Annotated in this window: 22 protein-coding genes and 1 pseudogene; 12 read left to right on the top strand and 11 right to left on the bottom strand. The window is 62.3% G+C overall.

Annotated elements, in window-relative coordinates; genetic code table 11:
- Positions 1-301 precede the first annotated feature (301 nt).
- The 3 genes from AC0L2Z_RS07135 to AC0L2Z_RS07125 form a co-directional block, all read right to left on the bottom strand.
- A complete protein-coding gene (locus AC0L2Z_RS07135; protein WP_473627302.1) occupies positions 302-1,276 on the bottom strand; it encodes a DUF2332 domain-containing protein in 975 nt (324 codons plus the stop codon).
- A 110-nt stretch (positions 1,277-1,386) separates the two neighbouring features.
- Positions 1,387-1,776, bottom strand: coding sequence for a cupin domain-containing protein (locus AC0L2Z_RS07130; protein WP_473627301.1), 390 nt, complete (start codon positions 1,774-1,776; stop codon positions 1,387-1,389).
- Positions 1,777-1,841: 65 nt separating this feature from the next.
- A complete protein-coding gene (locus AC0L2Z_RS07125) occupies positions 1,842-2,492 on the bottom strand; it encodes an MSMEG_1061 family FMN-dependent PPOX-type flavoprotein (protein WP_473627300.1) in 651 nt (216 codons plus the stop codon).
- 427 nt (positions 2,493-2,919) lie between these two features.
- On the opposite strand from AC0L2Z_RS07125, the gene AC0L2Z_RS07120 reads away from it, so the two are divergent.
- Positions 2,920-3,900, top strand: coding sequence for an asparaginase (locus tag AC0L2Z_RS07120; protein WP_473627298.1), 981 nt, complete (start codon positions 2,920-2,922; stop codon positions 3,898-3,900).
- Positions 3,901-3,955: 55 nt separating this feature from the next.
- Positions 3,956-4,252 (top strand): class I SAM-dependent methyltransferase, encoded by a 297-nt coding sequence (locus AC0L2Z_RS07115; RefSeq protein WP_473627297.1) that lies wholly within the window; start codon positions 3,956-3,958, stop codon positions 4,250-4,252.
- A gap of 47 nt (positions 4,253-4,299) precedes the next feature.
- On the opposite strand, the gene AC0L2Z_RS07110 is transcribed toward AC0L2Z_RS07115, so the two are convergent.
- On the bottom strand, positions 4,300-4,743 hold the full coding sequence (locus tag AC0L2Z_RS07110; RefSeq protein WP_473532325.1) for a hypothetical protein: 444 nt from the start codon (positions 4,741-4,743) through the stop codon (positions 4,300-4,302).
- Positions 4,727-4,996, bottom strand: a complete 270-nt coding sequence (locus AC0L2Z_RS07105) for a hypothetical protein (protein WP_473627296.1) — start codon at positions 4,994-4,996, stop codon at positions 4,727-4,729. Before AC0L2Z_RS07105 ends, AC0L2Z_RS07110 begins: the two co-directional genes overlap by 17 nt.
- Positions 4,997-5,212: 216 nt before the next feature.
- Here AC0L2Z_RS07105 and AC0L2Z_RS07100 point away from each other — a divergent pair, with 216 nt between their 5' ends.
- The 5 genes from AC0L2Z_RS07100 (at position 5,213) to AC0L2Z_RS07080 (ending at position 10,229) form a co-directional block, all read left to right on the top strand.
- On the top strand, positions 5,213-5,494 hold the full coding sequence (locus AC0L2Z_RS07100; protein ID WP_023802974.1) for an acyl carrier protein: 282 nt from the start codon (positions 5,213-5,215) through the stop codon (positions 5,492-5,494).
- A 53-nt stretch (positions 5,495-5,547) separates the two neighbouring features.
- Entirely contained in the window at positions 5,548-6,735 is a 1,188-nt protein-coding gene (locus AC0L2Z_RS07095; RefSeq protein ID WP_287342734.1) for a beta-ketoacyl-ACP synthase, read from the top strand.
- A 19-nt stretch (positions 6,736-6,754) separates the two neighbouring features.
- Positions 6,755-8,026 carry a beta-ketoacyl-ACP synthase gene (locus AC0L2Z_RS07090; protein WP_236386415.1) on the top strand — a complete coding sequence of 424 codons (1,272 nt, stop codon included), beginning with the start codon at positions 6,755-6,757 and terminating at the stop codon, positions 8,024-8,026.
- A gap of 140 nt (positions 8,027-8,166) precedes the next feature.
- The gene (locus tag AC0L2Z_RS07085) at positions 8,167-9,195 is read left to right on the top strand and encodes a zinc-binding dehydrogenase (RefSeq protein ID WP_236377154.1); all 1,029 of its coding nucleotides are present in this window, start codon (positions 8,167-8,169) and stop codon (positions 9,193-9,195) included.
- A gap of 38 nt (positions 9,196-9,233) precedes the next feature.
- Positions 9,234-10,229: a lipid A biosynthesis lauroyl acyltransferase gene (locus AC0L2Z_RS07080; protein WP_287257838.1), complete on the top strand. Its 996-nt coding sequence runs from the start codon at positions 9,234-9,236 to the stop codon at positions 10,227-10,229.
- A gap of 129 nt (positions 10,230-10,358) precedes the next feature.
- Here the strand turns inward: AC0L2Z_RS07080 and AC0L2Z_RS07075 are convergent, their stop codons facing one another.
- Positions 10,359-10,982, bottom strand: coding sequence for a TetR/AcrR family transcriptional regulator (locus AC0L2Z_RS07075; protein WP_473627294.1), 624 nt, complete (start codon positions 10,980-10,982; stop codon positions 10,359-10,361).
- A 120-nt stretch (positions 10,983-11,102) separates the two neighbouring features.
- On the opposite strand from AC0L2Z_RS07075, the gene AC0L2Z_RS07070 reads away from it, so the two are divergent.
- Positions 11,103-11,696, top strand: a complete 594-nt coding sequence (locus AC0L2Z_RS07070) for an SDR family NAD(P)-dependent oxidoreductase (RefSeq protein WP_473627292.1) — start codon at positions 11,103-11,105, stop codon at positions 11,694-11,696.
- Positions 11,697-11,902: 206 nt separating this feature from the next.
- Here the strand turns inward: AC0L2Z_RS07070 and AC0L2Z_RS07065 are convergent.
- A pseudogene (locus tag AC0L2Z_RS07065) lies at positions 11,903-12,798 on the bottom strand (LysR family transcriptional regulator).
- Between the two features lie 95 nt (positions 12,799-12,893).
- On the opposite strand from AC0L2Z_RS07065, the gene AC0L2Z_RS07060 reads away from it, so the two are divergent.
- Both AC0L2Z_RS07060 and AC0L2Z_RS07055 read left to right on the top strand, forming a co-directional pair.
- Positions 12,894-14,099: an MFS transporter gene (locus tag AC0L2Z_RS07060; RefSeq protein ID WP_473627291.1), complete on the top strand. Its 1,206-nt coding sequence runs from the start codon at positions 12,894-12,896 to the stop codon at positions 14,097-14,099.
- A 103-nt stretch (positions 14,100-14,202) separates the two neighbouring features.
- Positions 14,203-14,505 (top strand): LysR substrate-binding domain-containing protein, encoded by a 303-nt coding sequence (locus AC0L2Z_RS07055; RefSeq protein WP_091598252.1) that lies wholly within the window; start codon positions 14,203-14,205, stop codon positions 14,503-14,505.
- A gap of 56 nt (positions 14,506-14,561) precedes the next feature.
- Here AC0L2Z_RS07055 and AC0L2Z_RS07050 read toward each other — a convergent pair whose 3' ends face one another.
- The 3 genes from AC0L2Z_RS07050 to AC0L2Z_RS07040 form a co-directional block, all read right to left on the bottom strand.
- A complete protein-coding gene (locus tag AC0L2Z_RS07050; protein ID WP_091598255.1) occupies positions 14,562-15,344 on the bottom strand; it encodes an ATP-binding cassette domain-containing protein in 783 nt (260 codons plus the stop codon).
- Positions 15,337-17,592 carry an ABC transporter permease gene (locus tag AC0L2Z_RS07045; protein ID WP_473627290.1) on the bottom strand — a complete coding sequence of 752 codons (2,256 nt, stop codon included), beginning with the start codon at positions 17,590-17,592 and terminating at the stop codon, positions 15,337-15,339. The genes AC0L2Z_RS07050 and AC0L2Z_RS07045 overlap by 8 nt, the downstream gene beginning before the upstream one ends.
- Before the next feature lie 83 nt (positions 17,593-17,675).
- The gene (locus tag AC0L2Z_RS07040) at positions 17,676-18,758 is read right to left on the bottom strand and encodes a substrate-binding domain-containing protein (protein WP_091598261.1); all 1,083 of its coding nucleotides are present in this window, start codon (positions 18,756-18,758) and stop codon (positions 17,676-17,678) included.
- A 246-nt stretch (positions 18,759-19,004) separates the two neighbouring features.
- On the opposite strand from AC0L2Z_RS07040, the gene AC0L2Z_RS07035 reads away from it, so the two are divergent.
- Complete coding sequence (locus AC0L2Z_RS07035; protein WP_473627289.1) at positions 19,005-20,408, top strand: selenium-binding protein SBP56-related protein; 1,404 nt, start codon at positions 19,005-19,007, stop codon at positions 20,406-20,408.
- A gap of 3 nt (positions 20,409-20,411) precedes the next feature.
- Positions 20,412-21,074 (top strand): hypothetical protein, encoded by a 663-nt coding sequence (locus tag AC0L2Z_RS07030; RefSeq protein ID WP_473627287.1) that lies wholly within the window; start codon positions 20,412-20,414, stop codon positions 21,072-21,074.
- Here AC0L2Z_RS07030 and AC0L2Z_RS07025 read toward each other — a convergent pair.
- Positions 21,071-21,499, bottom strand: a complete 429-nt coding sequence (locus tag AC0L2Z_RS07025) for a L,D-transpeptidase (protein WP_023802989.1) — start codon at positions 21,497-21,499, stop codon at positions 21,071-21,073. The genes AC0L2Z_RS07030 and AC0L2Z_RS07025 overlap by 4 nt on opposite strands.
- Positions 21,500-21,644 lie beyond the last annotated feature (145 nt).

Genomic DNA, 21,644 nt, shown 5'->3' with positions numbered 1-21,644 from the left:
GACTCAATCTCCTCTTACGACGAACATTGAATCAGTGCTTCAGGACTGCTGCAACCCGGACTTTTTCAACACAATCGACCCAATGCGGACGTTTGCGACACCCATCAGAGATGTCGGCTTAGCGCCGATGTCAGCCGTCGAGGTGATCTCTACTGTTGCCCAATAGCAGACTATCCTGGAAATCGTGTTTGCGCCATAAGGCGACGGTCATGGCGCTTCCTCAAGCTTCGCGCAACGGCTCGAGTCGGACCTATAGCTGACCTTGGGCGAGCGGTTTGAAGACGTTGTCATTGCCAGCCGCCTACGCCTCGTCCGCGATCCATTCGAGCGAGGCGCCATGCGGGTCGGTCCAAGCGACAGGGGAGCCGTTCACAGATAGGAGGAAGCGGCCTGGCGGCCAGCTTTTTCCGGCGCGTGTGGCGATGGACGGGAATACGCGAGGGAACTCGTTCGATACCCAATACGGAGATAGACGCATCACCTGTTCTGCGAAGGCCTCTCTGTCTGCCGGATCGGAGACATAGTCGAGGACGGCTGTGTGAAAGACAACGAGGGTAGCGTCCTTTGGCGCTTCGCTGCAGAGCCGCACGAGGTCGCTCCCGCGCAGGTCGCCCTTCACCACCCGAGGCTTGACTGTGGCAGCGATCATTAGGGCCGCCCGCAGATTGGCAAGCCGCGCCGTCTGCTCCGGCCAGACCAGCGTCTCAAGCCATGCGACTTGCGAGGGGTTTGAAACATCGATCGGGCTCAGGTCCAATCCCGCTCGCCAGACGACATGCGGCGGGGCCGTCGGCAATGGCGTTGTCTCGCTGGCGGAGCATCGGAAGACAGGCGGTTCCGAGGCCGTGACGGGTGTGCGGAGCACCGTGCGCCCGTAGTCGTAGCTGTAGAGGTCGGGCATAAGGCAGAGCCCTGCGGAAGTCCCGACCTCCAGGAGGGCCAGCGGCTGCGGCAGGCGCGCCAGGACGGGCAGCAGTGTGGCGCACCTTCCCGGCTCGTTGGTTTGCGTCGAGCGCTCGAGCATGAGCGAGCGGACAAGCTCGGGGTGCGCCAGAAGCGCCTGGCGAAACTCGGTCCACCCTGTCGGTGTGCCGAACAGGTGTCGCACCACGGCAAGCAGAAGATTCGGTTGCCGCTTCACGTCCGGGAGGGTCGACAGGAAGCCGAGTATTTCGCGGTCCCCAGCGACCGCACGAGCCAGATCCTCGTAGAGCGGTGAGCGACTGCGAGCTTCCGTGTCGGCGAAGCGAAGATACCGGGCTGAGATCTCTGCCAAGCCCTCCTCGCCCATGTCCGCTGATCCCCGATCCCGACGTCTCGTCGCAGTACACGATCCACGGATCAGATTGGAGCCAGGCGCGGGTTCCGTCGTCAAGATGGCGGGTGTTACGCTTTTGCGGTAGCCCAATGCCTCGTCACTTCCAGCTGCCCCTCGAAAGAGGCCTCGAAGGTTGGCGCGGCCAGTATGGCCTGCATGTGCAATGTCGCGCTTCCGGTATTGCGAAAGCCATGCCAGCGGCCGGCCGGCACGATGACTGATTGTCCCGTCGATACTGTTTCTCGTTCATCATCCAACCACAGCTCGGCTTGGCCTTCCAGCACGGTCAAGACTTCCTCGACGGGATGGGTGTGAGTACGTGTGCCACTTCCTGGTGCGACCCACTGTTCGAATATGCACAGCTTGGCTGCCTCGGTGACCGCAGAAACGCGCATTCTGGTCGACACGCCGGGACGCCACTCTTCTGTCGGCTGAAGGTTATGATCGATAATCTGCATGATCCCCTCTGTTGGCAGAGTAGCACGCCGCGTCAGCATGAAGCCGGCAACCGTGGTTCATCAAGTTAGTAGAGCCGGTCGCGATTACCCGTGTCGATGATCGTTTGCATCTCCTCAACCGTCTCCGCGAGTTTGCCGTGGGCGACCAACATCTCCGCAAACGAGGGAAGGTTGCTGGTATCAGGCCACGCATCCGGCTGCCACAAGCCCGAGCGGACCATGCACTTCGGGCAATGAGAAAGTACGTGCGAGATCTCGATGACGAGTATGTGCTCAGGGAGCTTACGGTTGACAGCCATGGCCTCACGCAGCTCCGCATCGCGGACGATGAGCGCCTTGCCGGCCACGCGAAGGGTGTAGGTCACACCGGGGATTACGAAAATCAGGCCGACATTCGGGTTGCTCAGGACGTTACGGAAAGTATCGAGTCGACGATTGCCGGGGCGGTCTGGAATGGCGAGAGTTCTCTCGTCCAGCACCTTGACGAAGCCGGCGGGATCACCCTTTGGCGGGACGTCGAGCATGCCATCGGCGCCGGCGGACGCTACGAACACAAAAGGCGCATGAGCAATGAAGCGGCGAGCATGTTCGTCAATTACTCGAACGACCTTGGCAACTGCTCGGTCTGTGGGGACCCCCAAAACCGCTCGCAATTGCTCTTCGCTCGTGATGACATCGCGGAAACGGCGCCGAGGACTGCTCTCGTCGTCTTGCATGATGCCGGCCCCTTCTCCGCGTGCCTACGCAGTATGACGCAAAGAATCGCGCGTGCGCAACTCCATTGACGAGCCATTCCCTGCCGGCGTCGCGTTCCGGCATTGAGCCGTTCAGCCGTGCGACTGAAAGTCGGCTCACCACCCCAGCCAGTCGTTCGACGCTCATCTCGGGCGTTCTGCGGCTCAGGTATTTGAACCACGGGACGCGCCATTTGCTGACATCTGTGGCGCTTCTCAAAAGCTGCCCTTCGCGCAAGAGCTCAGGTCGACCCTTCTTTGCGCTTCCCATTGAGATGACCTTCGGCAAGTCTGACCCAATGAGATGTTCCCAATAGGGAACAGGATATCCCTGAACTTCTGTGTTCATTTGAAATTCAATCAGCTACGTTCTAGCCGACCATCAACCCCCCGTCCGAAAGCAGGCCGCATGGCGTGTATCTGGCTAATTACCACCGGAGGTACCATAGCTTCGCGGCATGTTGATGCTGAAGATCATATCGTATCGACCATCGACGGCGAAAAACTTCGGGGCACGATTCAAGACATTCCTCCCGGCGTCGACATTAGAGTTGACGACTTCATGAATATCGTCAGTTGCGCAATGACGCTGCCAATGGCGTTTGGTCTGGCTCAGCGGATCAACTTGCACCTTGTTGAAGACGATTGCATCGGCGTGGTGGTCACCCACGGTACCGATACGATGGAGGAAAGCGCCTACCTCGCGGATTTGCTTTTAGCGAATGAAAAGCCAGTGGTGTTTACTGGCGCACAGCGCAGCGCCGATGATTCAGCCAGCGACGGACCGCGCAATGTCACCGACGCCGTCCGGCTTGCGGCATCGCCGTTGGCGAGGGCTCTCGGTGCGGTTGTGCTCCTGGAACAACACTTCCACGCCGCGCGTGACGTCACAAAGGCTCATACGTCCCGGGTCGACGCATTTGTCTCGCGAAACCACGGCAAGCTCGGCGAAATCGACGGCGCCGCTGTAAGCGTATCGCGCCGACCTATCCTTCGGAAAACTTTTGCGGCGAGCGCGATCGAACCGAGGGTGGATCTCATACGCATGGTGCTTGGCTCCGATGACCGCGTGATCCGCCATGCGGCGGCAAGCGGCTCGCGGGCGATCGTGCTCGAAGGCTTCGGCAGGGGAAACGCGACGCCCGCCGTCGCAGCGGCCGTTGGAGACATCATCGCCGACGGCGTTCCGGTATTCGTGGCGTCGCGATGTGGCGAAGGTCGCGTCTCGCCGATTTATGGCAATGGCGGTCGCAAGGATCTGGAGAAAGCCGGGGCAGTCTTTGCCGGCGATCTCACCGGACCCAAGCTGCGGATCCTGGTTTCCGTGTTGTTGGGGATGGGAATGACCCTAGAGGAAATGCGCCCCGAGCTTGCTGCAATAGGTGGGTGAATGTGCTTCCTGCCAGAGGCTCTTCCTTATCGTCGGACCCGAAAGGAAACACGCTATGCAGTTCGTAAACAGTCCGTTGGCAGTTGTCAGATCGGTGCGATCGTCGATCGCCGGGCTTAGGCTTCTTGACATCGGCTGCGGTACCGGCGGCTTTGCAGGGCAGCTTGTTGCCGAGGGCGCTGACCTGAGCGGCATCGATCCGGCGGCAGATGCCAATGGGGAAGCGGCGGCGGCGGTTCCGCAGGCGAGCTTCGTTGAAGGTGGGGTGGAGGCATTGCCTTTTGACGACGCAGGTTTCGACATTGCCGTTATGGTGGCGCGGCGCTGTTCCGGGAGACGAAGCGAAGGGTAAAGTTCCACCCTTAGCGGCAGTTAGTTTAAGGCACCTGGCGTTAGATTTCACACTTGCAGCCGCGCATCAATACGGAGCTTCCATCCCTCGATCATCTGCGCGAATGCCTCCTCCGTCAGTTCGGACAGATACGATGTTCCTGCCGTGTTCAGGGCAGTGAACGTGTAGGCAATCGACGCCTCCGTGCCTCCGTCAGCGGTCGGGCGGCAGGCCACCTCGACAAATCCGAAACGCGTATCCGGCGTCACCCGGACATAGCGGATGCGATGCGCCACGGGGTCCCAGTCCGTGCAGGCCCAGAGCGTGGTCTCATCACCGTGAGCGGTCCTGAAGACCATGCCCTGGCGCGTCTCCCCGTCTTGTGGATGCAGAAACTCCGGATCCCAGCCGTCCACCCACAGGGTCTCCCCAGTCGGCGTGAACAGCGGAAAGACGCGGTCGATCGGCCCCGAAAGCACGATGCTGTGGCTGCGCTCAAGATGGTTGGTCATCCCCCTCCCCGGCGATTTCCACCAGACGGTGGCTGTCCGCTGTGCCCAGCTCCATTCCGTAGATGCGCTTCAATTGGCCGATTGTTTCCAGGGTCGTCGGGGAAAACGGCGTCTGGCCTTCGAACGCATGCAGCACGATGCCTTCGATGAGTTCACCCAGGCTCATGTCGCGATGCTCGGCCAAGGCCTTGAGCACCTTCACCAATCGTTTTTCCAGGCGAACCCCGGTCTGCACGCGTTCGATGGTGGTCATAGGATTTCCGTACCATGGTACACTGGTACATGCAATGACCAGAGATGGGATGGTTGCGGCATATCGCCGGGAGGGTCGCCAACGGCTCTTCTTGCGTTTACGGAGTGGGTATCCCATCTGCGGCCGGCGTTCAGGCCTTTTCCTGTCCGGAAAAACCGATTAGACAGCGCGCAAACACAAGCGGACAGATTCCGCCCGCAACCGAAGGAAAAGCCCTTGTCCACCACGTTCGACAAAGTCGCCAAGATCATCGCCGATACCAGTGAGATCGATATCGACACGATCACCCCTGAAAGCCATACCATCGACGATCTCGGCATCGACAGCCTCGACTTCCTCGACATCGTCTTTGCCATCGACAAGGAATTCGGCATCAAGGTGCCGCTGGAAAAGTGGACGCAGGAGGTCAATGACGGCAAGGCCTCGACCGACGATTACTTCGTCATGAAGAACCTGTGCGCCAAGATCGACGCCCTGGTCATGGCAAAGAACGCCTGAAATGGCTTGTCTTCTAGCCTGACCCACAACAGCCGCCCCATGAACCCTCGCCCATGAGCTCCCACGACGTCGTCATATCAGGCATCGGCCTTGTCTCTTCGCTGGGAGAAGGTCCGGATGCGCATTGGCGCAAGCTCGTCCAGCCCGGCCTGGAGCCGGTGCTCGAAGCCGCCCGCTTCTCGCCCTACACCGTCCACCCGCTGCCGGAGATCGACTGGAACCTGCAGATCGCCAAGCGCGGCGACCAGCGGCAGATGGAAACCTGGCAGCGGCTCGGCACCTACGCCGCCGGCATGGCGCTGGACGACGCCGGCATCAAGGGCAATGACGATCTCTGCACGACGATGGACATGGTGGTGGCTGCCGGCGGCGGCGAGCGCGACGAGGCGGTCGACGCCGACATTCTCGCCGCTTCGGAAAGCCGCAACGACCGCGACGTGCTGCTCAACGAGAAACTGACCACCGAATTGCGGCCGACGCTGTTTCTGGCACAGCTTTCCAACCTGCTCGCCGGCAACATCTCAATCGTCCACAAGGTGACCGGCTCGTCGCGCACTTTCATGGGCGAGGAAGGTGCCGGCGTCGCCGCTGTCGAGACAGCCGCCGCGCGCATCCGCTCCGGCCAATCGACGCATATCCTGGTCGGCGGCGCATTCCAGACCGAACATTCCGACATGCTGCTTGGCTATGAGCTGGCCGGCTACTTGCATCGCGGCCCCTGGAGACCGGTCTGGCAGAGACAGGGCCTGGACGGCGGCGGCGTGGTGACTGGATCGGGCGGTGCGTTTCTCGTCCTGGAACAGCGCGAGCACGCGATCAGCCGCGGGCGAAAGATCTATGCCGAACTCGGCCCGGTCGTATCCGGACGCGCCATCCGCCGGCAGGGCGAGCTCGATGCCGAGATTGCCGCGCTGCTCAGCCAGGCGGCATTGCCGAACGGCGAGCTACTGACGATTTCAGGCGCTTCGGGTGCCCATGCCGCGACTGCTGCCGAGAAATCGGCGCTCGACGCCAATCCGGCGATTGCCGCACGCGGTTTTTCGACGCTGACCGGCCACATGAAGGAAGCGCAGTTTCCCTTCGCCGTGGCGCTGGCTGCATTGGCTGTCGAACGCAAGGCCGCCTACCCCGCTTTTGACGCCGCCAGCGAGAAGCCGTTCAATGGCATTCCCAGGACCGTGCTTGCAACGGCGATCGGCTATCACCAATTCGAGGGCATGGCGTTGGTCAACGCCGCCTAGAGGGTTTTGGGACAAAAACATGGCCAATCTGAACGACCACATGGGCAGGCCGATCGTTGCCGTCACCGGCATCGGCGTGGTGACGTCGCTGGGCGTCGGCAAGGCCGACAATTGGGCAGCGCTCACCGCGGGCACGTCCGGCATCCATCCGATAACCCGCTTTCCGGTCGACCATCTGAACACCCGCATCTCCGGCACGGTCGATTTCCTGCCGTCGAGCTCCAAGGGCGCTTCCCTTCTTACCTACGACCTCGCCGAGATAGCCGCGCAGGAAGCCGTGGCCGAAGCCGGCCTCGATTCGGGCGATTTCGGCGGGCCGCTTTTCCTCGCCTCGCCGCCGGTCGAGCTCGACTGGAGCGAGCGCTTTTCGCTGTACAATTCCGACAAGCATGACATCGGCGCCGAACGGCTGCTTCGCGTGGCGCGCGGCTTGAAGGGGCTCGATGTTTTCGAGACCACCCAATTCGGTTCGATCGCCGACCGGCTCGCCGACCGTTTTGGCACGCGCGGCCTGCCGATCACGCTGTCGACAGCCTGCGCCTCTGGCGCCACCTCGATCCAGCTCGGCGTCGAGGCGATCCGCCGCGGCGAATGCGACCGGGCGCTGTCGATCGGCGCCGACGGCTCGGCGACCGCCGAGGCGCTGATCCGTTTCTCGCTGCTTTCCGCACTCTCCACCCACAACGACATCCCCGAAAAGGCGTCAAAACCGTTTTCCAGGGATCGCGACGGTTTTGTCCTCGCCGAGGGTTCTGGCGCGCTGGTATTGGAATCGCTGGAGGCGGCACTCGCCCGTGGTGCAAACATCCTCGGCATCCTGCGCGGCTGCGGCGAGAAGGCCGACGATTTCCACCGCACCCGCTCGAAGCCGGACGGCTCGCCGGCGATCGCGGCGGTTCGCGCCGCGCTCGCCGATGCCGGCTTGGGCGAGGACGAGATCGATTATGTCAATGCCCATGGCACCTCGACGCCGGAAAACGACAAGATGGAGCATTTGTCGCTGTCGACCGTGTTCGGCGAGCGGATCGGCTCGATGCCGATCTCGTCGAACAAGTCGATGATCGGCCACACGCTGTCGGCCGCCGGCGCGGTCGAGGCGGCGTTTTCGCTGATGACCATGCGCGAAAGCGTTATCCCGCCGACCATCAATTACGACAATCCCGATCCGGCGATCGTGCTCGACGTGGTGCCGAACCAGAAGCGCAATGCCGAGGTCGGCACGGTGCTGTCGAACTCCTTCGGCTTCGGCGGCCAGAACACCTGCCTTGTCATGGCGCGGGAACCGGTCTAATGCATGTCGCCCAAAAGTGCGAAGCGGTTTTGGGACAACGACATGCAAAAAAAACAAAAGCTTAAAGCGCGTCGGCTGAACCCGTTTCAACGCGGCGCGCTTTAAGCGACCGTTCTTCGCCAACAGAACCGACAGGCTCCATGCGCGCATTGCAACTTATCGAGGACCGCCGCCTTGAAACGGTGGACCTGCCGCTTCCGCCACAGCCTGCGCTGGGCGAAGTGACGCTGCGCATCAAGGCCGTGGCGCTCAATCATATCGACGTCTGGGGCTGGCGCGGCATGGCCTTCGCCAAGCGCAAGCTGCCGCTGGTCGTCGGCGCCGAAGCCTCGGGCGAGGTCGAGGCGGTCGGCCCCGGCGTCTCCAGCCTTGTGCCGGGGCAGCTTGTATCGATCTACGGCGCGCGCACCTGCGGGCTTTGCCGCGCCTGCCGCGAAGGCCGCGACAATCTCTGCGAGCATGTTTCGGGCGTGCACGGCTTCCATCTCGACGGCTTTGCGCAAGAGAAGATAAACCTGCCGGCGCGCCTGCTGGTCCCTGCCCCGCCCGGCGTGACCGACGTCGGCGCCGCCGTCGCGCCCGTCACCTTCGGCACGGTCGAGCACATGCTGTTCGACAACGCCAGGCTGCAGCCCGGTGAAACCATCCTGATCCATGCCGGCGGCTCGGGCATCGGCTCCGCCGCGATCCAGCTGGCGAAGAAAATGGGCTGCACCGTGATCACCACGGTCGGCTCGAACGACAAGATCGACAAGGCGAAGGCGCTTGGCGCCGATCACGTCATCAACTATCGCGACGACCGTTTCGAAGGCGTCGTGCGCAAGCTGACCAAGAAGAAGGGCGTCGATGTCGTCTTCGAGCATGTCGGCGCCGACACCTTTGCCGCCTCGATGCTGTGCCTGAAACGCGGCGGCCGCCTGGTGACCTGCGGCTCGACCTCGGGCGTGTCGACGCAGATCAACCTGATGCAATTGTTCCAGCAGCAGCTGAAGCTGCTCGGCTCGTTCGGCTGTCGCATGCAAAACATGGCCGACGCCATGCAGAAAATGGCGGCGGGGCTGGTTTCTCCGGTTATCGACACCGAAGTCGGCTTCGACGGCATCGAGACCGCACTGAAGCGCATGGAAGGCCGCGACGTGTTCGGCAAGATCATCCTGCGCGTCGGCTAGACCATGATGCTGCTGTCTGAAAAAACCATGGTCTAGGAATGATCGGCAACGCCTTCAAGAAGCTCCGCCGGGACTTGGCGTTCCGCTACGGCAGGCGGCTGCGCCAGTTCAACTACTGGCTGCTGGCGCGCCTCGCCATGACGATGATTTGGCTATTGCGTCTGCTGCCGGTCGACAGCGCGCTCAATTTCGCCGACCGCGCCGCCCGCCGCATTGGCCCTTGGGTGGGGCGCCATAACGTCGCCATCGCCAATCTGCGCAAGGCTTATCCGGAAAAGAGCGACAAGGAGATCCAGGCCATCGCCTCCGACATGTGGGGCAACATGGCTCGCCTTGCCGCGGAATACGTCTTTCTCGATGCCCTGTTCGACTACGATCCCGCCGCGACAAAACCGGGCCGCATCGAGGTCAAGGGGGTCGAGCACTTCGTGCAAATCGCCGGCGAGCAAAAACCGCATATCATCTTCACCGGGCATCTCGGCAATTTCGAGCTGCTTCCGGTGGCGGCAGCCACTTTCGGCATGAACATCACGGCGCTGTTTCGTCCGCCCAACAACCCCTACCTTGCCGACTACATCCTCTCGACGCGCCGCTCGACCATGGGCTCGCTCCTGCCCTCCGCGACCGGCGCTTCGTTCGCGCTGGCGGCCATCCTGGAGAAAGGCGGCAATATCGGCGTGCTCGTCGACCAGAAATTCTCGAGCGGGCTCGAAACGACTTTTTTCGGCCGCCCATGCGAAAGCAACCGGGTCCTGGGCACCCTGGCGCGGCACTATGACTGCGATGTCTATCCGGCGCGCTGCGTGCGCCTGCCGGGCAACCGCTTCCGGCTCGAGATCGAGGACAAACTGATCTTGCCGCGCACCGCCGGCGGCAGTGTCGACGTCCATGGCACCACTCAGCTGCTCAACGACGTGGTCGAGCGCTGGGTGCGCGAGGATCCCGGCCAGTGGATGTGGTTCCACAAAAGATGGGAAATCAGCGGCCCGCGCGGGAAGCACAAGCGGGCGAGGAACCGCGGCGAAGCCGCCTGAGTAGAAGTGAGTGACAGCAATTATGCTATTGTTGGCAATGTGCTAATTGCGCCACCGACCCCGCCCGGTTACCGAGGTGGGTTTTTGTTTGGTCACCGATCGCTCGGTGGCCTGTCCTGGCAAGACCAATCAGCCGACCGAAGGGGCGCCATAGCGAAGCCCATCCACCAGCAAGCCAACCATCCGTCGTGCCTGGTCGGGGCCTCCGCCATAGCGGTCTGGTGAGCAGAGCCTGGCAATCGCGAACAATAGTTCTTTCGCATCAACGTCCGAGCGAACGTCGCCCGCTTCGGTCGCGGCATCCAGCAAGGTCTGCAGCGCGGGCCGAAGTTTCTCAAGAAAATACAGCGGCAAGGACTCATATGCCGGATCGCCGGAGGAGAAGGCCGCGGCGAGTCCACGCTTGGCAGCGATAAAGTCCACGTAACGCTGCATCCATCGGGCGAGCGCTTCGCCGGGTTCATGTTCGGCGGCAATGGCAGATGCAGCATTTGCGCAGGCATCCACTTCGTTACGGAAGACCGCCACGATCAGGTCCGAACGCTGCGGAAAATGCCGATAGAGCGTACCCACGCCAACGCCGGCCTTATCGGCGATCTCTCGCACCGGAGCATCGACCCCCGAAGCCGCAAACACTGCCATTGCGGCTTCGAGCAGCGCCTTGGAGTTGCGTTGCGCGTCCGCACGCACGCGCCGATCCGTCGAGTTTACGGGCTCCAAGCCACCACCCCGCTCCTCCGATTTGTCGTCCATGATTTTTCCACTTGATAAACGGAACGATGTTCCGTATAAAACGGAATGCAGTTCCGATTGGGAAAATTAGCACAGCATGGCGCCGTTGCCTACACGTCAATGCAAAAAGAGGAGATCACCATGCGGGTCAAACCTATTGCCCTGGTCACTGCGGCCAACAAGGGAATCGGACTCCAAATCGCCAGGGATCTGGCGACGCACGGCCTCACCGTGCTCGTAGGGTCGCGCAAGCTCGAGCATGCGGAGACGGCTGCAAACAGCATCGGCGCGGATGCCCGCGCCGTCCAACTCGATGTCACGACACAGGCCTCGATTGCCGCCGCGGCAAAGCGCATCCGTAACGAGTTCGGTCGCCTCGACGTCCTGGTGAACAATGCAGGCACTTCCGATGCGGGAAAGCAGGGCATCTCGCATGCGGCGCCCCTCGAGGGAAGCGCGGTGTTCGAGACCAACGTGTTCGGCGTCGTCGCCGTCACGCAGGCGATGTTGCGGCTGCTTGGTGAAGCGCCGGCGGCACGCATCGTCAGCGTCGACCCGTCCAGTCCACAGCGCGCGTTGTTCGGCCCTGTTTACAGCCCCTCGGAGACTGCCCTCGATGCGACGACGCTCGCCTTCGCCATCGAATTTGAGGACGCCGGCGCCGACGCTGCCTGCCCCGGCTTCACTTCGACGAACCTCAACAAATTCGAGGGCACGGCCGAACGGGCCGCGTGAGCCCTTCGCCCCACGCTCCTCGACGCGAACGGTCCGAGGACGTGCCGTTCCCGTGGTGATCTCGTCCCGATCGCGTGGAGTTTGACCCGGCAGTGCACTGACCGCCATTCAAGGGCCAAGGCGCCGGGAGAGTGGCGGCGCACCCTGGCTCCGGTGCCGATCGAGCCCACGTCGTGATCTGCGATCTTGGGGCGGGTCGAAAGGGTCTATCGAGATTGATACCGGAAGCCGCGACAAAGGCTGCAAACGCCGGCGATTGATTGCGTCGGCTGGGATAGTAAAGATGATAGCCTCGAAAGGTCGGGCACCAGTCGGCAAGGACTTCCTCGAGCCGACCACCCTCAACATGGGGTTGAACAAGAGCCTTCGGCGCATAGGCCAAACCGATGCCGTCGAGGGCCGCGTCAAGTGCCGGCGCGATATTGTTCAGGGTCAGCTGGCCGTCCACACGGACGCTGAACTCGCGTCCGTTCTTCCTGAATTCCCAGGCATATATCGCGCCTGAGCTGGGAAGCCGCAGGTTGATGCAGTTGTGGTCGGTCAAGTCCTGAGGGCTTTTCGGCGCAGCCCGACGAGCGAAATAATCGGGTGAGCCGGCGACGCAATAGCCGACATCGGGACCAATGCGAACGGCCACCATGTCGCGGGCGATTGCCTCGCCAAGTCGAACACCGGCATCGAACTGACGCTCGACGATGTTGGTGAAGCCGTTGTCGACAATGAGCTCCACATTGATGTCCGGGTAGTTTCGCAGGAACGCTGGCAGCCTGGGGCGAAAGACCAAATTGACGGCATCATCGGGGCACACGATACGGATCTGGCCCGAGGGCTGGCCGCGCAGGGCGTTGATCGCGCTGATCCCGGCGGCAATGCTTTCGAAATGCGGCTCGATGCTTTCGACGAGGCGTTCTCCGGTCGCCGTGGGCGCCACATCGCGGGTCGTGCGAGAGAGCAGACGGACGCCAAGCCGTTCCTCCATTGACCTGATCGTATGGCTGAGGGCCGATCGGGTGACACCCAATTTGGCCGCCGCTCGCGTAAAACTGCGCTGCCGAGCGACCTCAAGGAAGGCTCGCATCTCACTGAACTCGTCACGCGGCATTGGTGAGCTCCGTTCACTACGACATGCAGATTATAGCCGCTAGTCTGACAAGACCAGCCCGGCTACCTAGTCTGGCGACGGACAGGAGCGCACGAATGGCTATCGAACTGACACTGGATGACACGCTGGCGGTTGAAGGGGCGGTAACGCCATGGGCCGCCGTCACCTGCCTCTCGCTTTTGACCTTTCTCCTCGTCGGCCTGGAGTTTATGCCGGTGAGCCTGTTGACTCCGATTGCGCAGGACCTGGCCATCTCGGAAGGCCAGGCCGGACAGGCGATCGCCGTGTCGGGGCTCTTTGCCGTGATCACCAGCCTGTTCGGCAACGCACTCCTGGCCAGGTTCGACCGGAGAACGGTCGTCCTGCTGTACACGGCAGTGCTGGTCGCATCGAGTTTGGCTGTTGCCCTCGCTCCCAACTTCCTGGTGTTTCTGGCCGGACGGGCCCTGGTCGGGATCGCGATCGGCGGCTTCTGGTCGCTCTCCACGGCCATTTTGGCGCGCCTGGCCCCAGGCTCCGACCTGCCCAAGGCGATCGCCCTGCTGCAGGGCGGAACCGCATTGGCGATCGTCATCGCCGCACCGCTCGGCAGCTTCCTCGGCGAACTGATCGGGTGGCGGGGCACCTTCTTCGTCACAGTCCCGGTCGGCGTCGCGGCGCTCGTCTGGCAACTGGCCCTTCTGCCGAAGATGCCGCCGATGGAGGCCGTTTCGGTATCCAGCATGTTCCGTCTGCTGCGCAATCGGACATTCACCATCGGCATGGCCGCAACTGGACTCGCATTCATGGGAATGAATTCGCTGTCGATCTATCTGCGCCCATTCCTTGAAAGCGTCACCGGCCTCGACGTGAACGTCCTGTCGCTGGTGCTGCTGGGCCTCGGCCTAGGAGGCCTGGCGGGACTGTCCATCGCCGGCTTTGTTCTCCGGCGAAACCTCACCGCCGTGCTGATTGGGCTGCCGAGCGCGCTTGCGCTCCTCGCCCTGCTCCTGATCGCAGTGGGACCGGTGCTTTGGGCCACGGCTGCGCTTCTGGTTCTTTGGGGGCTGTTCAACACCCCGATTCCGGCGGCGTGGGGTACATGGATGGCTCAGATCATTCCCGACGATCTTGAAGCTGGAGGCGGGTTGCAGGTCGCATTGATCCAGTTCGCCATCGCCGGCGGCGCTTCCGCGGGCGGCATGCTGTTCGACACTGCCGGCTGGTGGAGCGCCTTCCTGCTCGCCGCCGCCCTGCTGGCGGGCTCAGCCCTGCTCGCCGCTGCCGCCAGCCCTCGCGCTGCTGCGGTGCAGAACCTTTGATCGCGGAGGGACAGCGCCCGGACAGCGCCCCCCTCTGTCCGGCAGGACAGACGGGGGCGCGAAGGATCACTACAGAGCGCTTTTATTCTGAACCGCCGCATTCTTGGCTGGGCTGGGCATTGCTGCGCTGCCCGACTTCCTTACCGACGTGCCGATCGCGGAGGGTACATTGAGACAAGTGATGGCGGATTATCCCTCGCCAGAGGCGGGGATCTATGTGGTGCGGCCACCTGGCGGGATTGCGCCCAGAAAGGTGCGTGCGCTGATTGACATCCTCATCGAATGGTTCGGCGCCCGTTGGGTGCAATCAATGCGACCTTCGGGTGGTGATCGCGGCGCAACGGCGAGAAAGCGCAGCCAACACCGGTCCCTTCGCCATCTCGGGCCACAATCTCGATGGACTTAGAGCGGGTGGTTTTAGCCGCATTTCTGCGACGCCAGGAGAAAAGTGATCCTGATCGGTCAAAGCATTGCCTCATCGGCCGTAAGTGCATGCTCTCGCGTGCCGGAGACGATGATCTCCAGGACCTCATGCTCGTCGGTGTTTTTGATGTAGCGATCGCCGACGTTCTCGCCGCGCTTAAGCACCATCACGCGGTCGCCCACAGCGAAGATGTCAACGAGGCGGTGGGAGATGATGATCTGGGCAACGCCCTGCTTTTTCAGTTCCAGCATGGTTTCGAGCAGCCGCTCGGTCGCCATCACCGAGAGATTGGCGGTCGGCTCGTCGAGTATCACCACGCGCGGCTGAAAGGAGATAGCGCGGGCAATCGCCACCGATTGCTGGCGGCCGCCCGAAAGGCTCTCGACCTTTTGATAGACGGAGTTCACGTCGACCTTGAGCCGCTTCAGCACACTGTCGGCTTCCGCGTACATTTTCCGCCGATTGACGAAAAGGCCCCTGCGCGGCCAACGGCCAAGAAAGATATTCTGACCGACATCCATATTCCCGCAAAGAGCGAAATCCTGGTAGATCATCTCGATGCCGGCGTCGCGGCTTTCGTGCGGGCTCTTGAAGTGCACCGGCTGCCCGGCGACGAAGATCTCGCCGCCCGCGTCGCGCTGGTAGGCGCCGGTCAGGATCTTCATCAGCGTCGACTTGCCGGCCGAGTTGTCGCCGACGAGGCCCAGGATCTCGCCGGGATAGAGCACGAGGTCGACATTGCGGAGCGCTTGCACCGCACCGAAGGCTTTTTCGATGCCCCGCATTTCTACGATCGGTGCAGGCCTGGTCGCGTCACGCATGGGTCGTTTCCGCCGTCCTTGTGCGCCGCGCGAGGCGCGCCCGCAGGCGGCCGAAGATGTTGGCCTGGCGCACCCAGATGTCGATCAGCACCGCCACGATCAGGATGCCACCGATGAAGACGTTGATCCAGTGCTGCGGCATGGTAAAGCCCTGGACGTTGAGCTGCAGCAGCGCCCGGATCAGGGTGATCACCGCCGCCCCGGCGAGCGCCCCGATCACGGTGCCGTAGCCGCCGAAGATCGAACCGCCGCCGATGATCACCGAAGCGATGGCGTCGAGCTCGCGGAACTGGCCGGCCACCGGGTTGAAGCTGCGGAAGTAGGCGACGTTGATGATCCCGGCCATTGTCGCGCAGAGCGCCGCCAGCATGAGCGCGAAGAACCGCACCCGGTTGGTGTTGATCCCGGCATAAGCGGCGGCGCGAATGTTGCCGCCGGTCGCATAGACCTTCTGCCCGAACGGCATGTAGGCGAGCACGACGCCGGCAATGAGGGCGACCAACAGCATCCAGATGGTCTGGACGCTCACCACCTCGGCGATCGAGCGCAGCAGCCCGTCCGGCAGCGAGATGCGGTAGTGCAGCAGGATGTCGTTCACCTTGCGGCCAAGCAGGTTGTAGCCCTCGGGCCAGCCGGTGAGCTGCTGCCCGGCGACGAACCAGGCGGCGAGGCCGCGGGCGATGTAGAACATGCCGAGCGTGGCGATGAAGGCCGGCAGCTTGAAGCCGACGGTGACGATCGCGTTGACGAGGCCGGCGCACATGCCCGCCAGCAGGCCCATCGCCACGGCGGTCACGGGGTCGGCGCCGAGGACCTTGAGGAAATAGGCGGCTGTGCTGCCGGCGAGGGCAAGCACCGCCCCGACGGAGAGGTCGATATCGCCGGCGGCGATGACGTAGGTGAGCCCGATGGTGATCAGCGCAAGCTCGGTGTAGTTGAGCAAGATAGCGAAGCTGTTGGACAGGTTCCACCAGTAGTCCGGCCGGAGCGCGAGGCCGGTCAGCCACAGGAGCGCGGTCAGGATGATGGCGAGCGCGTCGCGCCGGGCGAGGAACTTGCCGAACCCGGTGGCCGACAACGCCATGTCGGTCGCCATCGCGCCCTTGGTCTGCACCCCCTCGATCGCGATGCCGCCGATCTCGTAGGCCGGTGGCGGCGGCCGGCCGCGGAGCCAGGCCCAGAGGCGGCCTGCCACCTGGCGGCGGATGAGATAGGGCTCGATGAGCACAGCGACGACGAGTAGCAGCCCGAGGAACACCGGCACCGCGCCGACCGGTAGCGAGAAAACGGCGTTGACCGTGATCTCCTCGTCGCCGATCTTGATGATGCGCGTGATCGGCCAGCCCTCGCGCAATACCTTGTCGAGCAGCACCACCAGAAGGGCGCCAAGGCAGGATCCGGCGACCCGGCCGCGGCCGCCGAGGATCGAGGCGCCGCCGATGATCACGGCGGCAATGACGGTCAGCTCACCGCTGACGCCGTAGAGCGGCGTCACGCCCTTGTCCTGCGCAGCTGACATCAAGCCGGCCAGCGCCGCGCAGAGCGAGGAGATCAGGAAGGCTCGGATGCGCACCCAGTTGGTCGGGATGCCGGCATAGGACGCCGCCTGCTCGTTGCCGCCGGTGGCGAAGGTCTCGTAGCCCCAGCGCGTCTTGGCAAGCACATAGGCGCCGATCACGGCGACAACGAGGAAGATCACGATCTGGTTGTTGAAGCCGAGGAGGTTGGTCTCGCCGAGGTGAAAAAAAACCGGATAGCCGGTCGCCTTGGCAGGGTAGTAGATCGCTTGGCCGTGAGTGAGCGCCAGCACGAAGCCGCGGCCGATGAAGAGGACGGTCAGCGTGGCGATGAACGCCGGCACCTTCAGGATGGTGACGAGCACGCCGTTGATCAGCCCGATAAGCGTGCCGAGCAGCAGGCAGAGGATCACCGACGTGACGACGCCGAGGTCAAGGAAGTTCGGCGCGAACAGCCTGGCGAAGACGACGGCGACTAGGCCGTAAGTTGAACCGACCGAAAGATCGAGGTCCTTGTTGACGATGACGAAGGTCACTCCGACCGCGATGATGGCAACCCGCGAGGTGTCGCGGAGCAGCGAGTGAAACGCTCCTGTTGACCCGAAGAACGCGGGATTGACGAGAGCGCCGCCGAGATAGAGCAGCAAAAGCAAGGCAACGAGCCCCACCTCCCAGCCGCCGACAATCTGGGACGGCGCACGGCCGAGCGATGTGGTCGCGGTAAGCGCCATGGTCTCTTCTGGTCGATTTCCTGCTGCCGCATTGCGGGAGAGCCTGCGCTCTCCCGCAATGATTTCAGACGTTTCGAGTGGACTCAGTTCTCGAAGCGCTTGCCGACATCCTCGACGGTCTCCTTCGTCACCAGCTGGGCGCGTGTGTCGAGGTTGGCCGCCGCGATGCCGCGGTCGATCTCCAGATAGAGCTGCATGACCGGCCAGAAGCCCTGCAAGAAGGGCTGCTGCCCGAGCGCGCCGGTCAGATCGCCGCTCTTCATCGCGTCCTGCTGGGCCGGGCCGAGGTCGAAACCGTAGGCGCAGATCTTGCCGGTCAGTCCGGTCTGAGCGACGGCCTTGGCAAGCGCCGGCGTAAACACGTTGTTGCCGGCGAACGCGCCAACGACGTCGCCGCGCGATTCAAACAGCGTCACGATGCCGTTCACCGGGTCATTCGGATTGGTGTCTATACCGGTGTTCTCCGGACCCGCGTCGACCTTGAAGGCATCAAGCTTGCCGGCATCCTTCAAGCCCTTGACGATGGCGTTGAAAGCCGAAGTGACGCGGTTGTTCACCTCGATGTTGCCCATTGCGGTCGACGACGGCAGGACGATCGAACCCTTCTCGATACCCTTGTCCGCGAGGCACTTGACGAGCGCCTCGCCGGCGATTGCGGCAGCGGAGGCGTCCTGGCCGGTGTGGCCGATGCCGCTGCGGTTGAGGAGCGTGCCGTCAAAGGAATTGGTCGTAGCGACCGGTATGCCCTTCGCCTCGGCGGCCTTGACGATGTCGTTGTAGGCGCCGACCTGGGGCGTTGTCATGATCAGCCCATCGATCGTCGGATCCTGCACGATCTGGTTCAGGATTTCGATCTCGCGGGCAGGGTCGTCAGTCGGCGATTCCGAGCCGAGCAGCAGGACCTTGGCGCCGATCAGGTTGCCGGCGACGGTCGCGCCGACGTAGACCGGATCGAAGAAGCCATTGCCGGCAGTGTGTGTCACGATAGCGAATGTGAGGTGACCATCGGCCGAATGGAAGTCCTTGGTACCGGGGGCCTCCTTTGCGGCTTCTTCGAAGCTGTAGCCGCCGACCGCCTTGTCGACGCCGCCCGATTGTGCGTAGGCGTTCGATACGCCGAGCGATAACGCCGCGGCACATGCCGCGAGCGAGAAAATACGTTTCATGATTATCCTCCCTTGCAACCAACGGTCGGAAGCCGTTCGGGCGCATTTATTCAGGATTCCGAATGCTCCCTCCCACCCCGTATATTCTGCCCAAAGTCTGCCCACGTAAATAGTGCTAGCGCGACGCGGTGTCAGACAGACGAGGAGACTTGGTGTATTGTGATCCCTACCTGGGCCGCATTTCAAAAGGGAGCGACACGGAGAGCACCAAAAAAAGTTTCACAAACGCGTAGGGAGGATACCGCGATGAATCTGCGACCAGACCCCACATTCTATCCGTCACCTAAGCTGGCTATGGAAGGGCCGCCGGAAACTCTGGCCTACACGTTGATGCTTAGCCCGGACTTCTCGCAACCCGACGGTTTGGCTGTGGTGAATGTCGATCCAAATTCGCCGGATTTCGGCAAGATCGTCCACACTGTGATCATGCCAAACAAAGGCGATGAGTTTCATCACTTCGGCTGGAATGCGTGTTCTTCGGCGCTATCACCACTGACTGGCCACGCCTTTTTGGAGCGTCGTTATCTGATCATTCCGGGCATTCGTTCGTCGCGCATCTACATAATTGATGTGAAGGGCGGGCCGACAACCGCCAAGATTCACAAGATCATCGAACCCGCAGAAGTCTTTGCCAAGACGGGCTATTCCCGCCCGCATACGATCCACTGCGGACCCGAGGGCATCTATGTCTCGACCCTCGGCGGCGGCGGCAAGGACGGTACCGACGGTCCTCCGGGCATTTTCATCATGGATTGCCAGACCTTCGATGTCATTGGCCGCTATGAGATAGATCGTGGCGCCCAGGACAAGCACTACGATTTCTGGTGGAACCTGCCGCGCGACTACATGGTCAGTTCCGAATGGGCCCTGCCGCCGCAGTTCGAAAACGGCATCGTCCCTGAGGATCTACTGTCCAACAAGTACGGCCACCGCATGCATTTCTGGGATCTGCGTGCGCGTAAGAACATTCAGACGATCGATCTGGGCGCCAATCACCAAATGGCGCTCGAAATCCGCCCGGCGCATGATCCAGTCCAGCAATACGGCTTCTGCGGCGTTGTGGTCGATACCACCAATCTCGAAGGCTCGATCTGGACTTGGTGGCGCGACGCAGATGGCAAGTTCCAGGCCAAGAAGACGGCGGTCATCCCGCCTCAACCGGCCAATGCCGACGATCTGCCGGACCTTCTGAAGGGTTTCTCGGCGGTGCCCCCTCTGGTCACCGACATCGACCTCAGCCTCGACGACAAGTATCTCTATGTGGCTTGTTGGGGTACGGGTGAAATGCATCAATACGATGTCAGCGACCCGATGAAGCCGGTTCTGGCGGGCAAGGTCGAACTGGGTGGGATCGTCAAGAAGACCAAGCACCCCTGTGGCAAGGTCTTCGGCTATGGGCCACAGATGGTCGAGATTAGCCGCAACGGCAAGCGTGTCTATTGGACCAATTCGCTCTACTCGACCTGGGACGATCAGTTCTATCCCGGTGAGCGCGGCGGGGCGATGGTGAAGGCCGATGTTGGCGCCAATGGTGGCCTGACGCTCGACACCAACTTCTTCGTCGAGTTCCCCAAAGGCTATCGAACGCACCAGATCCGGCTTGAAGGCGGCGACTGCTCTACCGACAGTTTCTGCTACCCTTCGGCCTAGGTGTTGCCCGAACTCCTTTCGACCACAGCCGGCCTCTGGTTCGCTGTGGTCGCCAGCGGGATTTACCATGGCGTAAACCCGGGTATGGGGTGGCCGCTTGCTGTTTCGGCCGCCCTGATGGAACGGCGAGCCTATGCGCTGCCGGGCGCACTCCTGGCGCTGGCGTTCGGGCATCTTGTCGCCATGACGGTGGTCCTCTTGCCCTTCGCGCTGATGACCATGCTGGTTGATTGGCAAACCGAGATCCGCGTTGGCGCAGGTCTAATTGTCGTCGCGCTCGGAGTCTGGCTGCTCTTCAACCGGCGGCATCCTAGATTTCTGGCGCGCGTGCCGCCGTCGCGACTGGCGCTCTGGTCCTTTCTCGTCGCCGTCGCGCATGGCGCAGGCCTGATGCTGGTGCCGATCTACCTCGGCCTGTGCGGCGTCGTTGAAACGGATGCCGGGCACCGTGCCGCGACCGCCCTCATTGCACGAACTGCAGCGCTCTCGATCGGCGTGGCAGCGGTCCACACCGGCGCGATGATCACTGCGGGCGGCGCTTTGGCCTTCGGCGTCTATCGGTGGCTGGGATTGAGGTTTCTTTCGAAAAGCTGGTTTGATCTGGCTGTGATCTGGGCGCTAAGCCTGGTTCTGGTCGGGGCGATCGGCGTGTTTTCCGCGCTCTAGTTGGTCACCACGATCCGTGTGTTGCGAAAGCCGGCTTGCCGCACCATCGAATAGAAGGCGGCGGCATTGGACGGGTGCAGTCGCACGCAGCCATGCGACGCTGGGCGCCCGAGAGATTTTACTGCGCCTGTGCCATGGATGGCATAGCCGCCGCGGTAGAACACCGAATGAGGCATCGGCGACATGTCGTATTTGCGCGAATACCACATCCGTGCCGTTCGTTGCGGCCGGTAGCTGCCGCGCGGCGTGATATAGCCTTTGCGCGCCGTGGATACGCGCCATCGGTAAACCGCCCGGCCGTATCTTACAGTCATCGTCTGCGATGACACGTCGATCCTTGCAACCAGCTTGGCTGCCCAGCCCTCGACCGAAGAACCGAACAGCATCGTTGCCAGTGCCGCTGCCATGAGAACGGTCTTTTTCATGCGATCAAACCCCTTTGATTGCCCTTGCCTGGCTGCCTTCACGCTATTCTTCATCCTTTAATCGCAAGTGAATGAGGTAACCACACACCTCTGACGAATTCACCAATCCAAAGCAGCGAATTTGAACGATCTCCCGCGATAGTTG

Source organism: Mesorhizobium sp. WSM4850 (genome assembly GCF_055811735.1).
The sequence above is the reverse complement of the archived record's forward strand: the minus strand, read 5'-3'. Positions and strand labels throughout refer to the sequence as shown.

What these genes read in the sequence shown, in the direction of transcription:
- AC0L2Z_RS07095 (WP_287342734.1), top strand. Translation starts at nt 5,548, where the DNA reads ATGAGCTCCCACGACGTCGTCATATCAGGCATCGGCCTTGTCTCTTCG.
- AC0L2Z_RS07075 (WP_473627294.1), bottom strand. Translation starts at nt 10,982, where the DNA reads ATGGACGACAAATCGGAGGAGCGGGGTGGTGGCTTGGAGCCCGTAAAC.
- AC0L2Z_RS07070 (WP_473627292.1), top strand. Translation starts at nt 11,103, where the DNA reads ATGCGGGTCAAACCTATTGCCCTGGTCACTGCGGCCAACAAGGGAATC.
- AC0L2Z_RS07040 (WP_091598261.1), bottom strand. Translation starts at nt 18,758, where the DNA reads ATGAAACGTATTTTCTCGCTCGCGGCATGTGCCGCGGCGTTATCGCTC.
- AC0L2Z_RS07115 (WP_473627297.1), top strand. Translation starts at nt 3,956, where the DNA reads ATGCAGTTCGTAAACAGTCCGTTGGCAGTTGTCAGATCGGTGCGATCG.
- AC0L2Z_RS07050 (WP_091598255.1), bottom strand. Translation starts at nt 15,344, where the DNA reads ATGCGTGACGCGACCAGGCCTGCACCGATCGTAGAAATGCGGGGCATC.
- AC0L2Z_RS07125 (WP_473627300.1), bottom strand. Translation starts at nt 2,492, where the DNA reads ATGCAAGACGACGAGAGCAGTCCTCGGCGCCGTTTCCGCGATGTCATC.
- AC0L2Z_RS07120 (WP_473627298.1), top strand. Translation starts at nt 2,920, where the DNA reads ATGGCGTGTATCTGGCTAATTACCACCGGAGGTACCATAGCTTCGCGG.
- AC0L2Z_RS07090 (WP_236386415.1), top strand. Translation starts at nt 6,755, where the DNA reads ATGGCCAATCTGAACGACCACATGGGCAGGCCGATCGTTGCCGTCACC.
- AC0L2Z_RS07060 (WP_473627291.1), top strand. Translation starts at nt 12,894, where the DNA reads ATGGCTATCGAACTGACACTGGATGACACGCTGGCGGTTGAAGGGGCG.
- AC0L2Z_RS07025 (WP_023802989.1), bottom strand. Translation starts at nt 21,499, where the DNA reads ATGAAAAAGACCGTTCTCATGGCAGCGGCACTGGCAACGATGCTGTTC.
- AC0L2Z_RS07105 (WP_473627296.1), bottom strand. Translation starts at nt 4,996, where the DNA reads ATGACCACCATCGAACGCGTGCAGACCGGGGTTCGCCTGGAAAAACGA.
- AC0L2Z_RS07130 (WP_473627301.1), bottom strand. Translation starts at nt 1,776, where the DNA reads ATGCAGATTATCGATCATAACCTTCAGCCGACAGAAGAGTGGCGTCCC.
- AC0L2Z_RS07045 (WP_473627290.1), bottom strand. Translation starts at nt 17,592, where the DNA reads ATGGCGCTTACCGCGACCACATCGCTCGGCCGTGCGCCGTCCCAGATT.
- AC0L2Z_RS07080 (WP_287257838.1), top strand. Translation starts at nt 9,234, where the DNA reads ATGATCGGCAACGCCTTCAAGAAGCTCCGCCGGGACTTGGCGTTCCGC.
- AC0L2Z_RS07035 (WP_473627289.1), top strand. Translation starts at nt 19,005, where the DNA reads ATGAATCTGCGACCAGACCCCACATTCTATCCGTCACCTAAGCTGGCT.
- AC0L2Z_RS07085 (WP_236377154.1), top strand. Translation starts at nt 8,167, where the DNA reads ATGCGCGCATTGCAACTTATCGAGGACCGCCGCCTTGAAACGGTGGAC.
- AC0L2Z_RS07110 (WP_473532325.1), bottom strand. Translation starts at nt 4,743, where the DNA reads ATGACCAACCATCTTGAGCGCAGCCACAGCATCGTGCTTTCGGGGCCG.